Source organism: Ktedonobacter sp. SOSP1-52, from assembly GCF_016587395.1.
This window is the reverse complement of the sequence record NZ_BNJH01000001.1, coordinates 2,790,074-2,807,980: the sequence shown is the minus strand read 5'-3', so window position 1 is coordinate 2,807,980 and position 17,907 is coordinate 2,790,074. Positions and strand designations below refer to the sequence as shown.

The following is a 17,907-nucleotide window of genomic DNA, read 5'->3' as shown; positions in this document are numbered from 1 at the left end:
GGCAAAAGTTGCTCATATGGTGGCTCATGCCCAGGTTTGGTGAGAGACTCATCGGTAATACAAGAGAGATGAGGTTGTTGTGTTTCAAGAGAACATCCATGTCCTTTCGTAAAGTTTAACAGAAGCGCGATAGCTTGAGAATGGGAAAGCTTCTCAGATACATTGAAGAACTTATGCAGCAAAAAAACTAGGATGGCAAGCCTATCTTGACGGGAGGGGGATACTGAGGGAAGAAGAACGGCAGATCAGAAAGGGAGCGGTTCCATGACGGAAGCGGACCACGCCGAGACGTATGAGCAACGAGTTCAGGCGATTCAACAGGCGAACCAACCGATCCTGGATGGGTTTGAGACCTGGTTGAGGCAATCTGGGCTGAGCGAACCAACCATCAAAGAGCATGTCGACAACATGCACTTGTTCTCTCGCTATTTACTCTTGTATGCCTATTCCCTGCGCCGGCTTGATGAAGCAACCGAGGGGAATGTCTATGACTTTTTAGAGGATTGGTTCCCGCGCAAAGCGCTGTGGGCTTCCGTGACGAGCATGAAAGTGTACCTGGCCTCGTTCAAGAAATTCTTCAAGTGGATGGGGGAAAGTGGCCTCGTGTCTCCCGAAATTGTTGAGGATGTGCGCTCAACGCTCAAAGACGACCGCACCTTCTTCCTCAGAAAGGTGTCTGGAAATCCCGTAACCGAGGAGCAAGAAGATGGCTAGACGAGACGCTCGTCCCCCAGCAGAACGAGAAGTGCGCCTCACCCCGAAGCGCCTCCACTGTGTGAACTGCGAACAGCGGCTTTGGGTCGCCTACCACGCCCAGCGCACGCTGATGACCTTTCGAGGGTTGGTCCGCCTCACGTTGGTGGTGCGGCGCTGCCGCAACCAGGCGTGTGACTTGTATCATCTGCCTTATCGCGCAGAAGAAGAAGGAGCTTGGGCGCTGCCCCACGGGGAATTTGGCTTAGATATCATCACGGTGGTCGGTCAGTTGCGCTATGGGGAACATCGCTCGATCCCAGAGATCCATCAGCGCCTGGTCCAGCAGGGAGTACGTATCGGCCAGCGGACCGTCACTGATCTACTCGAACGCTACGAGGAGTTAGTGGCACTGCATCTGGCGGATGAGGAGCGGATCAAGACCCGGCTGAAGCAGCAAGGCCAGGTCCTGCTGGCCATTGATGGGATGCAGCCAGACGTTGGTCACGAAGTGCTTTGGATCATCCGCGATTGTTTGTCCGGCGAAGTGTTGTTGGCCCGGACCTTACTCAGCAGTACGCGAGGAGATCTCGCCACTCTCCTGGATGAGGTCAAGGAAGCCGTGCCTGTGCCTATCAGTGGGGTGATTTCTGATGGGCAGCAGACTATCCGCCAGGCAGTGCAGCGCAGCTTGCCTGAAGTGCCCCATCAACTTTGTCACTATCACTATTTGGATGAAGCGGCAGATCCGATCTTCGAGGCGGACCGGCATGCCAAGACCGAACTGAAAAAACTGGTACGTGGGGTTCGGCCCATTGAGCGCTCGCTGGAGAATGGGGAGGAGGAACAAGCCGACGCGATGCGGAGCTACTGTTTAGCGGTGCGCAGCGCGCTCACTGATGATGGCCGTCCCCCATTATGCGCCTCCGGCCTCAAATTGCATGATCGCCTCACCCAGATCTCCGACTCACTGGCGCGGGTTGAGGCAAAAAGGGGGTCTTCATCCGGCTTTGGACGAACTCCACCGCCTCCTCACACGCGCTTTGAAGAAAACTGAGGCGGTGTGGCCAGCACTCGAGCAAGCCTATGCGTTGGTCCACCAGGCGGCACATGTGCTGACCAATCACGAAAACGAAAGTGGTCAGGCAGTGCGTGAGCGCTACACAAAGGTACTGGATACCATGCGCGAGCAGCAAGCCTCCTTGGGAACGCTCGGTGAGGCCATTGACACGTTCGTGAAGGTGACCGAGAGCTACTGGCCCGGCTTGTTCCACTGTTATGACGTGGCTGATCTGCCTCGGACCAACAATGAACTGGAACACTGCTTTGGTTCGGTGCGCTACGGGGAACGGCGCGCCTCAGGACGGCGGGGAGCCATTGCTGCGCTGGTGGTGCGCGGGCCGGTACGCGTGCTCACGGCTTTGGCCTTACGACGACAGTGTTTTTTACCACGGGCCTTAGTGTTCTCTGATCCAGAGGCGTGGTACAGTATGCGTGAGCAGCTCACCTTTCGGCACGAAGCACGTCGCAAACAGTTGCGCTTCCGCAAGAATCCCGCTGCCTACCTTGCGGCGTTGGAGGAGATCCTTCTCAAGACAGGCTTGCCATCCTAGAAAAAAAGAGCTGGGAGCCAGTCCTGCTTCTGAGGACGAACTTAGCATCACTCACCTCTCTGTTACATGGCATGTAATACCCGTTGGCGAAGCAGAGGAAATCCTGCTCTGCCGTACATGCTCCGTTTGATGAGTTTCAATTTGGCCACATGGCCCTCCACCATCCCGTTATTGATCCACCAAGTCAGCCCAGCCCTCACCGCCTCTTTGTCTTTCTCGACTCCTGCAGCAAAGGAGCGGAGTTCGGGGATGTTGCTCTGGTTCACCTGGGCCAACCACGTATCGAGATGTGTACCTCGACGCTCGCGGAGCATCTGGGTGAATTGCTGGACCAGGTCATATGCCTGATCCATCTCAGCGTGCAGAGATCGAAGCAGAGCAAGCGTTTCTTCTTCAGTCGAGAGCTCGAAGGTCCGGCGAAGAAACAGAAACACGGCTTGCCGTGCCAGTACAGGAGGGCATGGAAGCTGATCAGGAGAGGCTGCAGTCTTCCGCCCTTCTGGAAGGTAACGAACAAGCTGTCTGTACACTGACCTGTACGTGAGGGTGTGGCCTGCGGCTACCAGTTCCCGATGTAACTGAGCGATATTGTGGCAACCAGCTTCCCACCTCTCTGCAACCGCTTTGAGGTATGGATCTAGCCGCGTCAGGCGCTGCCGCGGCTTTTGTTCAGGAAAGGTGTCACTGCTCAGCCAGCGCGAGACGGTCGCATGGCCTATCCCCACCTGAGAGGCGATGGCTGTTTGCGAGAAGCCCTGTTGGCGCAAGGCCACGACGTGCTTGTATTGAGCCAGGCGCTCTTCTCGCTTCGCCTGGCTCACCGCGGCTTGCTTTGGACTCAATTTCGGAGGTCCTTTCCCCTGAGCAGTGGGGAGAGGGATGGCTCTTAACTCCTGCACGACGCGAGTTCGATGAGCAGCAAAATGACGCGCCAGCAAGCCTTCTAGCGCCTCCCCCAAATTTTTCATCACATGGAATCTATCGGCACACTGAATCGCCTGTGGAGCGCTAGCGGTTGCAGCAGCTGCATAGTCTCCTCCACGATCTCGACTCACTGCCATGAGATCCGGGTGGTGGCGCATCCAAGTTGCCGAGGTGTCCGCTTTCCGGTCAGGCAACAGATCTACTACTCGCCTTGTCTCTAAGTTCACCAGGATGGTGCCGAAGCGGCAGCCACGCCGAAACGAAAAATCATCTATCCCCAAATAGAGGACCGATTCAGGAACTCCCTCTGGCAGAGCCATGATGTGGCGCAGGATGCTCTGGCGTGTGGTCTGTATCCCTAGACGAGCGGCAAGTCTGGTACCGCCTTTGCCACACGTTGCTAGGCCAATAGAGGTGATCTGCTCAAAGTAACGGATCGTCATTTGTGCCCAGGGGCGAACCAACTCAGGCAGTCGTTCTGTAAAGACTTTGCGCTCACACAGCGGATTGCGGCAGAAGAATTTGCGCACGCAGAGGACCAATTGGACACGGCGACCACCGCAGGGGACATCTCGCACTCTTCGGCGATACCGGCTGTGAACAAAGCACGATGGGTGGCCACACAGGGGACAGCAGGATGTGGGATGCGTCGCAATGACCGTGATCTGCACCTCGTTTTCGCTGGTCTGGATGTGCTCAATATGCATCCCTTGGGGAAGAGGGAGCAAGGGATTGCTTTCCATCACGACCTCATTTCTCTGTCAACACAGTCGAACGAGTTCTTGTGATGTGCAGTGTATCATCCTTCTTCCTCTCCTTCAAACCCCAGCAATTCTCCGCTTCACCAAAGTTAGTCATGAGCCATATGGTAGGGAATTTACCAACAACAGAGGAAACAGTGGAAACGGTGAAAGAACAGGAGCCGTCGTCCAAAACTGCCAATTGCACGTTCTCTGGAGTGGTTCACATCGATCCCCAACGGTTTACCGACAGCGGCATCAACCTGGTGGAATGCCCTGGTTGTGGAAGAATGCGTTCGCTTACCCCGGTCAAGGGTGTCCTCCGGTTCAAAGCGCATCCCCCACGCAAGCAGCAGACTCCCTTGACGGCGAAACGCTGGTCAACTACAGGAAAAACCGACTGGGAGGTGGTTGGAGGATAAACGAGGAACGGTCCTTATCGTTTCTCTCGCAATCGCTCATCGTTTGCAACATACCCCGAACTGTTACCCAGCACGAGTCCCTACTTGCTCCGATCTTGGATCGGAGCAAGTAGGGAGGTGGCTTACATTGGGAGACAAAGGCCTCTTCGCGTTAGACCTGCGCCATACCGCCATCGACTGCGAGATCCACACCGGTAATATATGAACTTTCATCGGAAGCAAGAAACACGACGGCGGCAGCGATTTCCTCGGGCTTACCTCTGCGGCCGAGCGGAACTTGCGAGACGAACTGAGCTGCCGCCTGTTCTGCCTGTTCAACGGTGAGGCCTGTCGTCTTCTCCAAAGCCGGAGTTTCGATTGGGCCAGGACTCATCGAATTCACACGAATCTTGCGATCCTTTAGCTCCATCGTCCAGCCGCGTGCGAAGTTGCGCACGGCTGCCTTGCTAGCAGCATAGGCGGTAAAGGCTGGCAATCCCAGTACGTTTGCGCCCGAAGAGGTTAAGATGATCGATCCGCCATCTTTGAAAAGGGGAAGAGCTTTTTGCACGGTAAAGAATAATCCCTTTACGTTGACATCGAAGGTCTTGTCGAAATGAGCCTCGGTCGCCGTCGCAAGCGGCCCGACTGTCCCTGCGCCTGCGTTCGCAAAGAGAATGTCGATGTGACCATGCTTCTCTTTCACAACGGCATAGAGCCGGTCGAGATCTTCTAAGTTCGAGACGTCGCCTGCGACCGTCGTCACGTTTCTCCCGATGAAAGCTGCGGTCTCAGCCAGCTCTTTCTCTCTTCGCCCAGTCATCACGACATGCGCACCTTCTTCGACGAAGCGCTTGGCTGTGGCCAAGCCTATGCCACTATTGCCGCCTGTGATGACCGCAATTTTTCCTGCTAATTTTTGTCCGTTGTTGTTGCTCATATGTTTTCTCCTTTTATCGTTGTATTTGTTGATACGGATTTAAAATTTCATTTGATCGAGCAGATTCAGGTGTAACGCGTTTAGCGGCCCTCCGAATTGTTGGAGTCTTCCGCCATCGATCAGGCTGCCAAGGTCCAACGGGATAAAGCTGGTTTCCTCAAGAGCACGGGCAAGGAGGAAGGGATGCCATCTTCGCTCGCCGAATGATCCGATTTCCGCTCACCGAATTCCAACATGTACAGTTACGACAGCTCATTATCACAAAATTACGACAGAGCGATTTCATTGACACTTCGATGAGTCGAACTTGGCCAGGTCTTGGAAAATCAGTCGGCCCCACGTGTTGCCCCGTGCCTGGATGAGCAGCCCGCCCTCGTCGAGCTTCCCCAACTCGATCGGAGCAAAGCCGAGCCGGTCGACGAGAGCCGCCACCGAGGCGCTCGCCGCCTCGTCGTCGCTGGAGAGAAACACGACCCGCCGGCCCCCCTGGGGGGTCGTCGGTCCTTGGGCCAGGATGTCAGCTGGCAAATGGTTGAAGGCCTTTACCACCTTCGCGCCCGGCAGCACCTGTGCAATAGCGGCGGTTGAGGGCAGTCCGCCCAGTTCCTCGGGTGGGACGCCAAACGCATTGGTTGCGTCGATGACGATCTTTCCTTGCCAGCTTTCGGCAGCCCGCGCGATCTGCCGGTGGGCGGCGAAGGGCATGGTCAGGACGACGACGTCGGCCTTGACTGCGTCCTCTACCCGCTGGGGGATGAGTAACGGGCCAATCTGCGCCGCGAGCGCGTCCACGGGCCGCCTGCCTGCAACGACGACTTCGATCCCCTGGCGGGCGAACGCCTGGGCGATGGCCGTCCCGATCTTGCCAAGCCCAATGATTGCATAGCTCATTGAATGCTCCTTTGATAATCGTCGGGAACAGGGAGGTCGCTTGGGCGAAACGCCAGCTCCAGCCTATTCCGACAAGTAGTTGACATGACCTCCGGACGTCAGGCCTGAGACATGCCCCCGTCGACAACGAGATCGATTGCCGTCGTGAAACGACTGTCGTCCGAGGCGAGATAGAGTGCCGCAGCCGCAATCTCCTCAGAAAGCCCGAAGCGTCCCAACGGAACCACCGAGACGTAAAAATCCGTCAACTCTTTAGAAATTCCGGCGTAGGCAGCCGTGTCGCCGATCGCTCCCGGACTAATGCTGTTCACCCGGATTTTGCGGTCCTTCAAGTCGTTCGCCCAGCTTCGCGCGAACGACCTGACCGCCGCCTTGGCAGCTGCGTACACGCTTGCTCCAGCATATCCCTTGAGGTGCGCATTCGAGGCGTTGAGGATGATCGAGCCGCCGTCGCGCATGAGGGGCAGCGCTTTTTGGACGGTGAACAGCGTACCACGGACGTTGAGATTGAGCGTATCGTCGACCAACTGCTCCGAGATCACCCCGATCGGCTTATCGACTTCTCCGCCGCCGGCGCTGGCGAAGACGATGTCGATGTGGCCCTTTTCGGATCTCACCTTCTCGTAGAGCCGGTCGAGGTCCGCCAGGCTGGCGGAGTCAGCGCGCACGCCGGTCACGTTCCGGCCAATCAGCTTGACGGCCTCGTTGAGCGCCTCCTGCCTCCGGCCCGTGATGAAAACATAGGCGCCTTCTTCAACGAACCGCATGGCGCTCGCCAGCGCCATGCCGCTCGATCCACCCGTGATGACTGCAACCTTACCTTCAAGTTTTCCCATGACTTCTCCTTTTGAGATGATGTCCTTTGTGTTTTCTTGGTTGAGAGACATGCGTTTTGTGTTTCCTCAACCACTATGATAGAGTATAGAAGAGAGATTACCTTATAACAAGTACTGACTTTTTAGTAAGTATCATTGGGGCTCGAATTGCTCGAAAAAAGGCACATGGAAGTATTTGTGAGGACCGCTCTTTGCTGTTGCTTCCGGGGAAGGGAGAAGGGTGCCCTGCGCTGTTCTCTGTGGAGGTCCTCACCATTTGAGAAGGAGTTACCAGGTATGAAGAAGACACACTATTCCTGTGGTCTGGATGTCGTTCTCGAACTGATCGAGGGCAAGTGGAAGTTTCTCGTCCTGTGGCAACTCGCCAGCGGACCTAAGCGGTTCGGCGAATTGCGAAGGCTCGTTGGGGGAGTCAGCGAGAAGATGCTCATCCAGGAGCTGAAAGAGATGGTGGCGGACAACCTCGCGATACGGCAGGATTTCAAAGAAGTCCCCCCGAAGGTGGTCTACTCGCTCACCGAAGAAGGAATGGCCCTCGCCGAGGCCTGCAAGCCGCTGTGTGTGTTGGGAACGGAGATTGCGAACCGGGAGGGATTGACCATCGGATCAATCCCGTTGAGTATTGAGTGATAGAAGAGAGGGCTTCCGCAACACGTGGACAAAAACTGGTTCTGGCGCACAGTTCGTGGGAATCTCATCAATCGAAAACAGTGAAATGACGTGGGACCCCACTGCATGCAATTTTACGATGTGCTTATGGAGGTTATGTGGGGGAGCGCTACGTAAGCTGGTGCGCTCCCCCTTCAAGAGATGTGTGTACATTCCACCATGATGGCAGCGAAAATCACACGAGTACCTTGTGGATGAGTTATCTCAACGTCACAGAAAAGAGAGATATGGCAAGGGTTCGCTGTGCGATACGATGTCGCTTGTCTTGGCCCTGAGTTAAGATAGCGCCGGAAAACTTGTGGATGTGGACGGAGCTGCTCGCTTATCTGCACAAGTTTGGCATTTACTTGAATAAGCTCGGAAGCTTCCATGCGATGCCAATTTACAATATTTCGGTGAAAGAGGTTAGATGGGGAGCGGTTTACCCAGATATGTTCGTACCAATGCCCACGATTGAGGGCAATTTTCCATATTTGAGGGCCAAATCCGTCCACTTCGTAGGGCATTTACCAACACCTCGTCCATATGCCATTTGTCTCCCGTCTTCGGACGAAGACGACGCAGTTCGTTAGCATATATGTGTCCAAATCGATGGCACCACTGACGCACCTTTTCATACGTCACCACGATTCTGCGCTGTGCCAGAAGCTCTTCGACGTCACGAAAGCTGAGCGAGAAACGGAAATACAGCCAAACGGCGTGGCTAATAATTTCAGGTGGGAAGCGAAAGCCTTTGTAGCTTGGAACAGTGGGAGGTGTTTTCATGAAGCTATTCTAGCACGTTGTTCAGCTACGTTCCCAAGTTGCCAATACCGTTGGGATAGGAGTTCATGATCGGTTTATAACAAGGCATACATCACAACTGTGGTTTGTCCTGTAGCGCACTTTTACGTTGAGAGTGTATAATCTTTCCACGTTTCTAAACTCTAACGGTTCATTTGAGAATGTTTTTTTCTATCTCTCGAATATATTGCTTATAAATCCTACTGTGATTTGCCATCGATCCTGACCAATTTGGACGGGTTATCGTTCAAAGGCATGCTGGACGGTTTATGGGTCAAAACGGTAAAGTAGTCCATCAGCCGGAGAAGGTACCTTAGAAAGTTGAGCTTAACAGGTTCTCTCATCTCAGTTATGCGCCAGCCATGCAGTTTATTGGCCCAAACCTCTTTTTTTGTCGGCTTTGAACCATGTCATGTCCGGTTTAAACCATATTCTGACCGCGTAGTCCATGCCAACCAGGGTTACGCGAGCCATATCAGCGCCGATGGACCAGAGGACACGTTATCGGTCAAAAATGGTGCCACTGGCCAGGATATGACTCTTACGCAACCTCGATGATAGAAAGCTCAAGCAGAGCAACGAATGGGGTCAAAGTCTGCTCACTAAGCGACTTATGCTTTTCCTCGTATCTCATCTGTTTTCAGAATCATTGAGGATGCGTAAGAGCCTGGGAATGTTGGGATTTGCACCCTTCCCTGCCGAAAGTCCGTCTTTTCAAACCGCTTGCCCATCCAGACACCTGTACTCATTTCTCCCGATAGTATCCTAGGATTGACACCACATTTGAGAACAGCAGATGAGAATGGTTGCCCTTCACCTGTTTTAGATGTCTCCTGGATCGGCTAAGACGGCTCCTGTATTGGCCGATGTTACTAGAGAGGCATAGCGGCGCAACCAGGAACTCTTCACACGTCTTTTGATCGGCCTGACCTCTTTCAAACGTTCTTCTATTTGCTCCGGCGCTAACGCAACATCCAAGCGACGCTCGACCAGGTCAATGTGAATGAGATCTCCGTCTACTAGTGCGGCAATGGGACCGCCTGCTGCAGCTTCCGGGGAGACATGACCGATACAGGCACCGCGAGTTCCCCCAGAGAAGCGGCCATCAGTAATCAGCGCGACCTTATCACCCAGACCCATGCCCACAATATTGGCGGTTGGAGCCAGCATCTCCTGCATGCCGGGGCCGCCGCGCGGGCCCTCGTAACGGATCACAACCACATCGCCCTCTTTGACCTGCCTGTTGAGAATACCCGCGCAGGCCTCCTCCTGCGAATTGAAAATCTTTGCCGGGCCAACATGCTTCATCATCATCGGGTCCACCGCCGCAACCTTGACCACGGCCCCATCAGGGGCAAGATTGCCAAAGAGAATGGTCAGGCCGCCGCGCTCGCTGTGTGGAGCCTCGATGGGCAGGATCACCTCAGGATTTTTCACCTCGGCCTCGGCGATATTCTCGCCCAGAGTGCGCAGCGTCACCGTTGGGCGATCCAGGTTGAGCGTGCCGGGCTTCTTCGCGAGTTCCTTGAGGATCGCGCTGATGCCACCCGCGCGATCCACGTCCTCCATGTGCCATTTGCCGGCGGGGCTGACCTTGCACAGATGGGGCACCCGCGCCGCCACCTCGTTAATGCGCTCCAGCGAGTAGTTGATGCCGCCCTCGCGAGCAAGAGCCAGGGTGTGCAGGACGGTGTTGGTCGAGCCGCCCATAGCCATATCGAGCGCAAAGGCGTTATCGATGCTCTCCTGGTTGACAATTTGACGCGGGGTCAGGTTGGCCTCGATCAGGCGTATGATCTGCCGACCAGCCACGCGAGCCAGCTCTTTGCGCTCTTCAGAGATAGCCAGGTAGGTGCCATTGCCGGGCAGAGCCAGACCAAGTGCCTCCATCAGGCAGTTCATCGAGTTGGCGGTGAACATACCTGAACAGGAGCCGCAGGTAGGGCAGGCAACCCGCTCCAGTTCAGTGAGCTCGCTCTTGCTCATTTTGCCCGCCTGGTAAGCTCCGACGCCCTCGAAGATGCTGATCAGGTCGACGCTGCGCCCGTCGGAGGTCAGCCCGGCCTTCATTGGACCACCGCTGATAAAGATTGTGGGGATGTCCAGGCGCATCGTGGCCAGCAGCATGCCGGGAACGATCTTATCGCAGTTGGGAATGCAGACCATACCGTCGAAGCGATGAGCCTCGATCATGGTCTCTACACAGTCGGCAATCAGTTCGCGGCTGGGCAGCGAATACTTCATGCCGATATGACCCATGGCGATACCATCGTCAACACCAATGGTATTGAACTCAAAGGGAACGCCGCCCGCAGCACGGATAGCTTCTTTGACAACCTTGCCAAAGTCTTGCAAATGAACATGACCGGGAACGATATCAACATACGAATTACACACCGCAATAAATGGTTTCTTGAAATCCTGTTCACCCACTACACCGGTTGCACGCAGCAAACCACGATGAGGAGCACGCTCGAAGCCGAGCTTGATCTGATCTGAACGCATCGTGTCTCTCTTTCGTACAGTTCTTCTTGCCAGGGGTCGTCGTAGCGAGTATAGTGAGAAGCAGTTGATTTGTCCAATACTTTTTTTCTGTTTTCCTGATACCTGGAAGGTATCAACATTTTTTCAGCAAGAGAGAGGTATGTGGTGGAGATTCCCAAGCTCACGTATTTTCTGGCTGCTGCACAGACTAACAATTTTCGGCGTGCAGCAGAGCTCTGCTCAGTTGCCCAACCGGTACTCAGTCGCCAAATAGCGGCACTGGAGGTGGATCTAGGGGTCGAGCTTTTCAAGCGTACTCACAAACGCGTCCATTTAACTGAAGCAGGTCGTGAGTTTGCTGTGTATGCACAGCATGCGCTGGAGACATTGCACCAGGGTCAGCAGGCGATGACCGAGCTACACGAAGGCGAACGAGGTTTGGTGCGGATGGGCTGTATTGAGGGTTTTGCCTTCGATAGGCTGCCAGAGATCTTTACGCGCTTCTACCAACGCTATCCCCATATTCGCTTGCAGATTTGTATACGTGGAACAGACGAACTGCTCCAACTCGTTGAGCAAGGGCAACTGGACTTTGTTGTGGTCGGGATGACCTTTGATCGCGGAAAACCTCCTGAGACGCTGATGGTGCAAGAGATTTTTCGCGATCGCCTGCATGTCCTTGTCGCTCCACACCATCCTTTGGCACAGTTGAAAGGATCACACATTCTGCTTGAGCAGGTTGCCCGCGAGCCCCTCTTTCTTTTAAGCGAAGGATTCGGAGCGCGCCGGGTGATCGAGCGTGTTTATGAGCAGCACGGCTTTCCCGTGCAACCAGTAGTAGAAGTGGATCTCATCGAAGGACTCAAGGCGCTTATCAAGTTGGGAATTGGCGTCACCTTCCTGCCACCGAGCATGACGCGCTCAAGCCTGAGTGCTGAGCTTGTCGCGCTTCCCGTTGCAGACCTGAATGAAGAATTTGTCTTTGGGCTGGTTCAACGACGTTTTGATGTCCTCTCATCAGCGGCCAAGGTCGCGATGAAAACCTTTTTGCAAGATCTGAGGCCACAGGCCTCATGAGAATTGCTCTTTTTATGCCATCAGACAATGGCTATTTGTAAATCCCAACATTCCCAGGCTCTTGCGCAACCTCGATGATTCTGAGGAATGACCCATCAGTATCAGCCTGATCAACAGGCTTTTGAAGCTGGGAATTGATCTCTTTTGAAGCTCATCTTTTCTCAAGATCATCGAGGTTGCGCAAGAGCCGTATTTCCTGACTCACATCCTCCATATCCCTCCTCCTGCACCAATTCATATATCTTCGCTGATGTCTATCTTTGCTTTGGTGGCAGATGCTCGTTTTCTTCTAAGAACGCTTCCACTCTCTCTCGATAGGGCGCATAGACTCCCTCTTTCTCCTTCTTTCTCTCTCGATTCATTCCAACTCTCCCCTCGACAATCTGCTTCACCGCCTCCCGGCTTCGACCACTCTCTCGCGCAATCTGACGTTGACTCTTCCGCTCCACATAATATGCTCGCCGTATCTCTTCCCGTTCGCCCTCTCCTATATACATCACCATCCTCCTCTCTATCTATATATACACTTGTATCATCATAACTTATCTCTTGCTCTACTGGCAAGGTTCTCTTTAACATTTCGCTATTTCCATATATTTCTATTTACCTATCCTTTTGCCACCCCTGGCCTCCTCCTTTTAACACTCCGTTTCCCTTCCACGCTCCCGCTTCTGCCTTCCCTCTTCCCCTCTTCTTTCCCACAAAAAAAACGCTCTCCTCTCGGATCAAGCGCTTCTCTCTGACTTCCTCTGCAACAACACTTCCCCTCATCCATCGACACCATCCCGATTGTTGTGTAGCCGAAGAGGCTTGGCAAAAAGGGGTTTCGAGGAGATACTACAGGCATAGACTGTTCCTTTAGATACTTCGATCAATTTTCCCAAAGGAGGGTGCTATGCCTGTGCCCAAGAAAAAGCCTACCACACAGTCCTCAGATGGTTCAACACCAGAGTCCTCGTCAAATACCCTACCAGAGCAGGAGGAATTTCGTCAGCACTTACGTTGTCTGGCTGTGAGCGCAGTCCAGGTCTTAATCGAACAAGTCATGCGTGAAGAACTAGAGCAGTGCATCGGAGCGTCCTGGGGAGAATACACGCCTCATCGCCGTGGCTATCGCAATGGGTCCTACACGCGCGATCTCATCACTCCCACAGGGCGTATTGAGGACCTCAAGGTCCCCAGAGATCGAGAAGGAGTGTTTCACAGTCAAGCATTCGAGCGCTACAACCGCTATGAACCAGCAGTCGCCGAAGCATTGACCCAAATGTTTGTGGCAGGAGTCAGCACGCAAAAAGTGGGAGAAGTCACGCAAACCTTGATGGGAGTGGCTCCTAGCGCTAGTGCTGTCAGCCGTCTCAATCAAACGTTGACCGAACAATTTGAAATCTGGCGGCAGCGTGGCCTTCAAAGTCATTACCGCGTCGTGTACCTTGATGGAGTCCATTTTACCGTTCGTCATGGCACGCAAACCGATGCGACCATGATTTTAACGGCGCTGGGCGTCGATCTGGAAGGCAACCGAGAAGTGCTGATCTTTCGTGCCAGCGCGGAAGAAAGTAAAGAAGGCTGGAGTGCTCTCCTTCAGGAAATGCGAACCCGTGGAGTCAACCAGATTGATCTGATTGTCACCGACGGGCATGATGGCCTGCTTGCAGCCATTGCTGATCTCTTTCCCGCAACGCTGCGCCAACGATGTTTGGTGCATAAGCAACGCAATGTGATGAGCGCTATTCCCAAACGTGAGCAACAGGAGGTGATGACTGAACTGAAGGGGATCTGGCAGCAGGAGAAGAAGGATGACGCTCTCGTGAATCTGGCGGCCTTCAAAGCCAAATATCAGAAGCGCTATCCTGAAGCTATCCGCAGTTTGACTGAAGATGAAGAGCACCTATTGACCTTTTATGCCTTCCCGTCAGTCATGCATCGCTACATTCGCAGCACCAATGCGATTGAGAGTCTGTTTAGCAATGTGAGACAACGCACCGATCAGATCGGCGCTTTCACGACGGAAACTTCTTGCTTGACCATTGTCTGGGCAGTGATGCAAGATATTCGCCTACCCAAGATTCCCGTTGGCTAAAGACAAAATTGGAATCACGAATGGCTGACAAACAACTAGCCGGAAATGCTGGGTTAGAGGGAGATGGCGTTTGACAGAGATCTTGTATAACATCATGACCAGAAGCGGGCTGCCATTCTGTGAGAGATCGAGGCCAGCGATCCCATGCATGCCGAGCGTCAAGGAGCGTTCCCCAGCATGATGCAGGTCATGTTCGAGCAGGTGCCAGATCACCCGACTTTCGAGTAGTGCCGTAGGTCACCTCCTCTTTTTCGCCTTGCAACATATCCTCCAGATCGGCAGGATGCCGGCGCTCCAAGCCATCTTGAAGAACTTACCAGGTCATCTCCAACCCGCTCAGCAGTTCTGAAAAGGTACGTACAGGCGCACCGGTTCGATCCCAGGGAGTGAGAGGGCAAGTATGGACTCTCCCTCTTCCCAGGATATACTAGAGGGTATTGTCAACTTGTTCATTGGGAACGCAGTGTATGATGGGGACGAGAGGGAAAAGATCCTGAGGAGCGGTAATATCCTGAGGAGAATGGACCGTTATGCGACCATTTGTACTGTGGTTACCTCGCTCCACACCAGGAATCTGTCCTGTAACATGGCGCGATATTCCCCAGCATTCAGATGATGCCTTCGTAGTTGAAAATGTCCAGTGATATGACTGAAGACAGCAAGAAAGCATTGCGCGTGTTTAGCCGATTTGAATTTCCGCATCTTCTTCTCTCTCAGTCGCGTTGGTTGATGCGAATTCTCGGCTCGATTGTTGAGCCCTTTGTGCTGCCGATGCTCTACTCCAGGCAGAATCTCTCGTTTCGCAGCCCCATAACTCTTCAGCTTATCGGTGATAATCACGCGAGGGGCGTATTGGAGTCCTTTAAGAAGTTTCCGGAAGAATCGCTTTGCTGCATGCCTGTTGCGGCGGCTCTGCACCAGGATATCCAGCACGTTGCCATGCTGATCGACTGCTCGCCACAGGTAATGCTTCTTGCCCCTGATGGTGAGCACGACCTTGTCCATATGCCACTTGTCACCGCAGTGAGGACGGCGATGCCGCAATTCATTGGCATACGTCTGCCCGAACTTCAAACACCATTGCCGAATTGTTTCATAGGTCACGACAATCCCACGCTGTGCCAGAAGCTCTTCCACGTCGCGAAAACTGAGCGAGAAACGGAAATAGAGCCACACGGCGTGACTCATGATTTCAGGCGGAAAGCGGAAACCTTTGTAATCGGGAGCAATGGTGTTTGTTTTCATGAAGCTATTCTAGCATAGTGTTCAGCTCTATTGCCAAGTTGACAATACCGTTTTTTATGTTATTTAAGATGAGGAAAGGGTACTTTCCTCAGGACTCTCGATGCGAGTCAGAGATCTGAGCCTTACCATCGTATGCCATGGCTTGGAGGAGACGGGTATACATTTCTTGGATATGTTGGGTATCGGGATGTTTGGATCCAAGATGCTGCTGGCGGATGGCAAGGCCTCGTTGGTAGAGAAGCTGAGCTTCCATGTATTTTCCCTGTTGCTGAGAGCACATAGCTAAGCCCATAAGTGGATAGGCTATTTCAAGGTGATACGGATCAAATGAGTGCTCGAGAAGTTCCAGGGCGCGTTGATAATATGGTTGTGCCTGCTCAAATTGTTCCTGTTCAAGTAACAGGTTAGCAAGGCCGACCAGTGGATAGGCGAGGTGAGGGTGTTCTGCTCCCAGTATCTGTTGGCGAAGCTCCAAGGCATGGGTATAGAGAGGTTCTGCTTCTTGATAGCGTTGTTGTCTTTTATAGAGATTAGCTAGACTCGTGAATGTTGTCGCTGCATCAGGATGATCAGACGCGTTAGCCTGTTCCCAAAGGTGTAAGGCTTGTAGGTAGAGAGGCTCTGCTTGTTCAGGTGCACCTTGCTGAGAATACAATGTTGCTAGATCTGTCAAAGTGGATGCGATGGAAAGAGCATTGGGGCCAGGTGTGCGGTTCCAAATTCTTATTGCACTCCGATAGAGTCTTTCTGCTTCCTTGTATTTTCCTTGCTCGTGATAGATATGAGCTAGACCCTGAAGAGGATAAGGAATCAAGGAGCGATCGGATCCGCGAGCATGTTTCAACAGGGTGAATGCTCGGCGAAAGAGCTGTTCGGCTTCCTGCTGTTTTCGCTGAATACGATAGACGATGGCCCAATTATTGAGGAGGGTTACCATGAACGGAAGAGGAAGTCCTCCAGAGATGTTCTCGCCAATGTGCCATGCACGCTGGTAGAGCGATTCAGCGTCGCGATAGTTTCCTTGAAGGCGATAGAGATCTGCTAGACCATTGAGTGTCTGGGCGACAAAGGGATGGTCTGTTCCTAGAGTGTGCTCTAAAAGAGTGAGAAGCCGTTGAGCCAGCGCTATGGCTTCTCGATAGCGGGCGCGTTGCTGGAGATAGCTAATGACTTTCGTCAACAATGACTGAGTGCGATCAAGATGGTCCGTTGTGCGTGTTTCGTCGAGGCATGTTAGCACATGGGGGAGGAGACGTTCACATTGCCTCCATGCTGAGTGGCCTTCGTTGGGAAAAAGGAGGTCCAGAATCGTGATGATGGTATCGTTATATTGTTGCTGTTGTGTCTTCTCTTGCATCTCAAAAGCGATCATATGAACGAGCCTATGCAATGAGAGCGTTTTTTCTTGCGGATCTCGAAGTATTAGCGAATAGGATTGGAGTGTTTCCAATGCCTCATCGAGTTTGAGAGGATCTGTAATCACGGAAGAGAGGTTGTGATAAAGGTAGGCCTGCTTCTGAAGGAACAATTCCTCAGGAATCTTTTTGGGATGTACAAGAGCACAGATGTGGAGTAAAGACATAGCAGCAGGATTGTTAGCTTGAACATGTGCAAATGCCAGAGTCAATGTGGTGACGATCGAGGCCGGATGGAGAGTTGAGAACCTTTTGGGCTTTTGCAATAGATCATAGTGACGACGATGCTCAACGTACAAGGTGTAATAATGGGCGAAATTACACCCGGATGAGCGTATGTAGGCCCCAATCTGTTCTAGTGCGAGAGGCAGGCCCTCGACAATCTCCCACAATGCTTTCGCCAGCAGACGCTCTTTGGGATCAGCTTGCTCTGGAGTGCCTGCTCTAGGTAAGACACCAGATCGATAAAGTAGAAAGAGAACGCCTTCTTGTTCTGATAGAATGTCCAGTTGATGTGCCTGTGCTAATGGTTCTGTCACCTGTGCAGATGTTGTGAGTAATACAGAACCTGTATGACCTGGTGGAAGAAACTGCTCAGCTAGATTCAAATCTTCCACATTATCTAGGATCAAGAGCCACTTGCTGTGACTGGCGAGCCAACGACGTACAGTCTCAATAACTTGCTCTACGTCTGCTTCGTTGTGTTCTGGAAGGTTGAGGGTAAAAGCCAACTTTATGCAGGAGGAGGTAAGGTGTTCGGGGGAGTCCACCTGAAGCCAAAGAATTGCATCATAGCTATTGCAGAAGCGATAGGCATATTCAATTGCTATTTGCGTTTTGCCGATTCCTCCCAGGCCGCTAATTGCATGGGAGGAAAACGTTGGGGTGGATGCTGTATGTGGTTTGAGATGAGTATGCAATTCGGAGAGAATTGCCTCTCGTCCAATGAAGAAGGGATTGCGATGAAATGGAATGTGCCAGATAGGGAGCGTTAGGTCTTCCCTTCTTGCTGATAGTGGAGCTGCGGGTTGATGATAGGTGACAAAATACTGTTGCTCAGCATTGTACTGATTGCCCTGAATGCACTGGTTTCGCTGATCGAATGCTGACATTGTG

14 protein-coding genes and 1 pseudogene are annotated in these 17,907 nt (G+C 53.0%); 6 read left to right on the top strand and 9 right to left on the bottom strand.

Features of this window, described 5'->3' with window-relative positions; translation table 11 throughout:
- Window positions 1–264 precede the first annotated feature (264 nt).
- Both JMJ16_RS13440 and JMJ16_RS13435 read left to right on the top strand, forming a co-directional pair.
- A complete protein-coding gene (locus JMJ16_RS13440; protein WP_201377971.1) occupies window positions 265–714 on the top strand; it encodes a site-specific integrase in 450 nt (149 codons plus the stop codon).
- 112 nt (window positions 715–826) lie between these two features.
- A protein-coding gene (locus JMJ16_RS13435) for an ISNCY family transposase (RefSeq protein WP_201382864.1) occupies window positions 827–2,306 on the top strand; the annotation gives its coding sequence in 2 pieces (ribosomal slippage) (window positions 827–1,675 and window positions 1,677–2,306; 1,479 coding nt in all).
- Between the two features lie 62 nt (window positions 2,307–2,368).
- On the opposite strand, the gene JMJ16_RS13430 is transcribed toward JMJ16_RS13435, so the two are convergent.
- Complete coding sequence (locus JMJ16_RS13430) at window positions 2,369–3,973, bottom strand: ISL3 family transposase (protein WP_201381966.1); 1,605 nt, start codon at window positions 3,971–3,973, stop codon at window positions 2,369–2,371.
- Window positions 3,974–4,137: 164 nt separating this feature from the next.
- Between JMJ16_RS13430 and JMJ16_RS13425 the strand changes: the two genes are divergently transcribed.
- Window positions 4,138–4,392 (top strand): hypothetical protein, encoded by a 255-nt coding sequence (locus JMJ16_RS13425; protein WP_236601458.1) that lies wholly within the window; start codon window positions 4,138–4,140, stop codon window positions 4,390–4,392.
- 151 nt (window positions 4,393–4,543) lie between these two features.
- Here the strand turns inward: JMJ16_RS13425 and JMJ16_RS13420 are convergent, their stop codons facing one another.
- The 3 genes from JMJ16_RS13420 to JMJ16_RS13410 all read right to left on the bottom strand — a co-directional run bounded on the left by JMJ16_RS13420 (window position 4,544) and on the right by JMJ16_RS13410 (window position 7,038).
- Complete coding sequence (locus tag JMJ16_RS13420; RefSeq protein ID WP_201381964.1) at window positions 4,544–5,311, bottom strand: SDR family NAD(P)-dependent oxidoreductase; 768 nt, start codon at window positions 5,309–5,311, stop codon at window positions 4,544–4,546.
- 282 nt (window positions 5,312–5,593) lie between these two features.
- Window positions 5,594–6,202, bottom strand: a complete 609-nt coding sequence (locus JMJ16_RS13415; RefSeq protein WP_201381962.1) for an NADPH-dependent F420 reductase — start codon at window positions 6,200–6,202, stop codon at window positions 5,594–5,596.
- 98 nt (window positions 6,203–6,300) lie between these two features.
- Window positions 6,301–7,038: an SDR family NAD(P)-dependent oxidoreductase gene (locus JMJ16_RS13410; protein ID WP_201382862.1), complete on the bottom strand. Its 738-nt coding sequence runs from the start codon at window positions 7,036–7,038 to the stop codon at window positions 6,301–6,303.
- A 276-nt stretch (window positions 7,039–7,314) separates the two neighbouring features.
- Here JMJ16_RS13410 and JMJ16_RS13405 point away from each other — a divergent pair, with 276 nt between their 5' ends.
- Entirely contained in the window at window positions 7,315–7,668 is a 354-nt protein-coding gene (locus JMJ16_RS13405) for a helix-turn-helix domain-containing protein (protein ID WP_201381960.1), read from the top strand.
- 546 nt (window positions 7,669–8,214) lie between these two features.
- On the opposite strand, the pseudogene JMJ16_RS54200 reads toward JMJ16_RS13405, so the two are convergent.
- Window positions 8,215–8,472: pseudogene (locus tag JMJ16_RS54200) on the bottom strand (IS6 family transposase); the annotation flags it as partial.
- An 840-nt stretch (window positions 8,473–9,312) separates the two neighbouring features.
- The gene (gene ilvD, locus JMJ16_RS13400; protein ID WP_201381958.1) at window positions 9,313–10,995 is read right to left on the bottom strand and encodes a dihydroxy-acid dehydratase; all 1,683 of its coding nucleotides are present in this window, start codon (window positions 10,993–10,995) and stop codon (window positions 9,313–9,315) included.
- A gap of 144 nt (window positions 10,996–11,139) precedes the next feature.
- On the opposite strand from ilvD, the gene JMJ16_RS13395 reads away from it, so the two are divergent.
- Window positions 11,140–12,051 carry a LysR family transcriptional regulator gene (locus JMJ16_RS13395; protein ID WP_201381956.1) on the top strand — a complete coding sequence of 304 codons (912 nt, stop codon included), beginning with the start codon at window positions 11,140–11,142 and terminating at the stop codon, window positions 12,049–12,051.
- A 254-nt stretch (window positions 12,052–12,305) separates the two neighbouring features.
- Here the strand turns inward: JMJ16_RS13395 and JMJ16_RS13390 are convergent, their stop codons facing one another.
- Window positions 12,306–12,548, bottom strand: a complete 243-nt coding sequence (locus JMJ16_RS13390; protein ID WP_201381954.1) for a hypothetical protein — start codon at window positions 12,546–12,548, stop codon at window positions 12,306–12,308.
- A 398-nt stretch (window positions 12,549–12,946) separates the two neighbouring features.
- Between JMJ16_RS13390 and JMJ16_RS13385 the strand changes: the two genes are divergently transcribed.
- Window positions 12,947–14,131 carry an IS256 family transposase gene (locus tag JMJ16_RS13385; RefSeq protein WP_201381952.1) on the top strand — a complete coding sequence of 395 codons (1,185 nt, stop codon included), beginning with the start codon at window positions 12,947–12,949 and terminating at the stop codon, window positions 14,129–14,131.
- Window positions 14,132–14,659: 528 nt separating this feature from the next.
- Here JMJ16_RS13385 and JMJ16_RS13380 read toward each other — a convergent pair.
- Window positions 14,660–15,376, bottom strand: a complete 717-nt coding sequence (locus JMJ16_RS13380; RefSeq protein ID WP_201381950.1) for an IS6 family transposase — start codon at window positions 15,374–15,376, stop codon at window positions 14,660–14,662.
- 88 nt (window positions 15,377–15,464) lie between these two features.
- Window positions 15,465–17,903, bottom strand: a complete 2,439-nt coding sequence (locus JMJ16_RS13375) for a tetratricopeptide repeat protein (RefSeq protein ID WP_201381948.1) — start codon at window positions 17,901–17,903, stop codon at window positions 15,465–15,467.
- Window positions 17,904–17,907 lie beyond the last annotated feature (4 nt).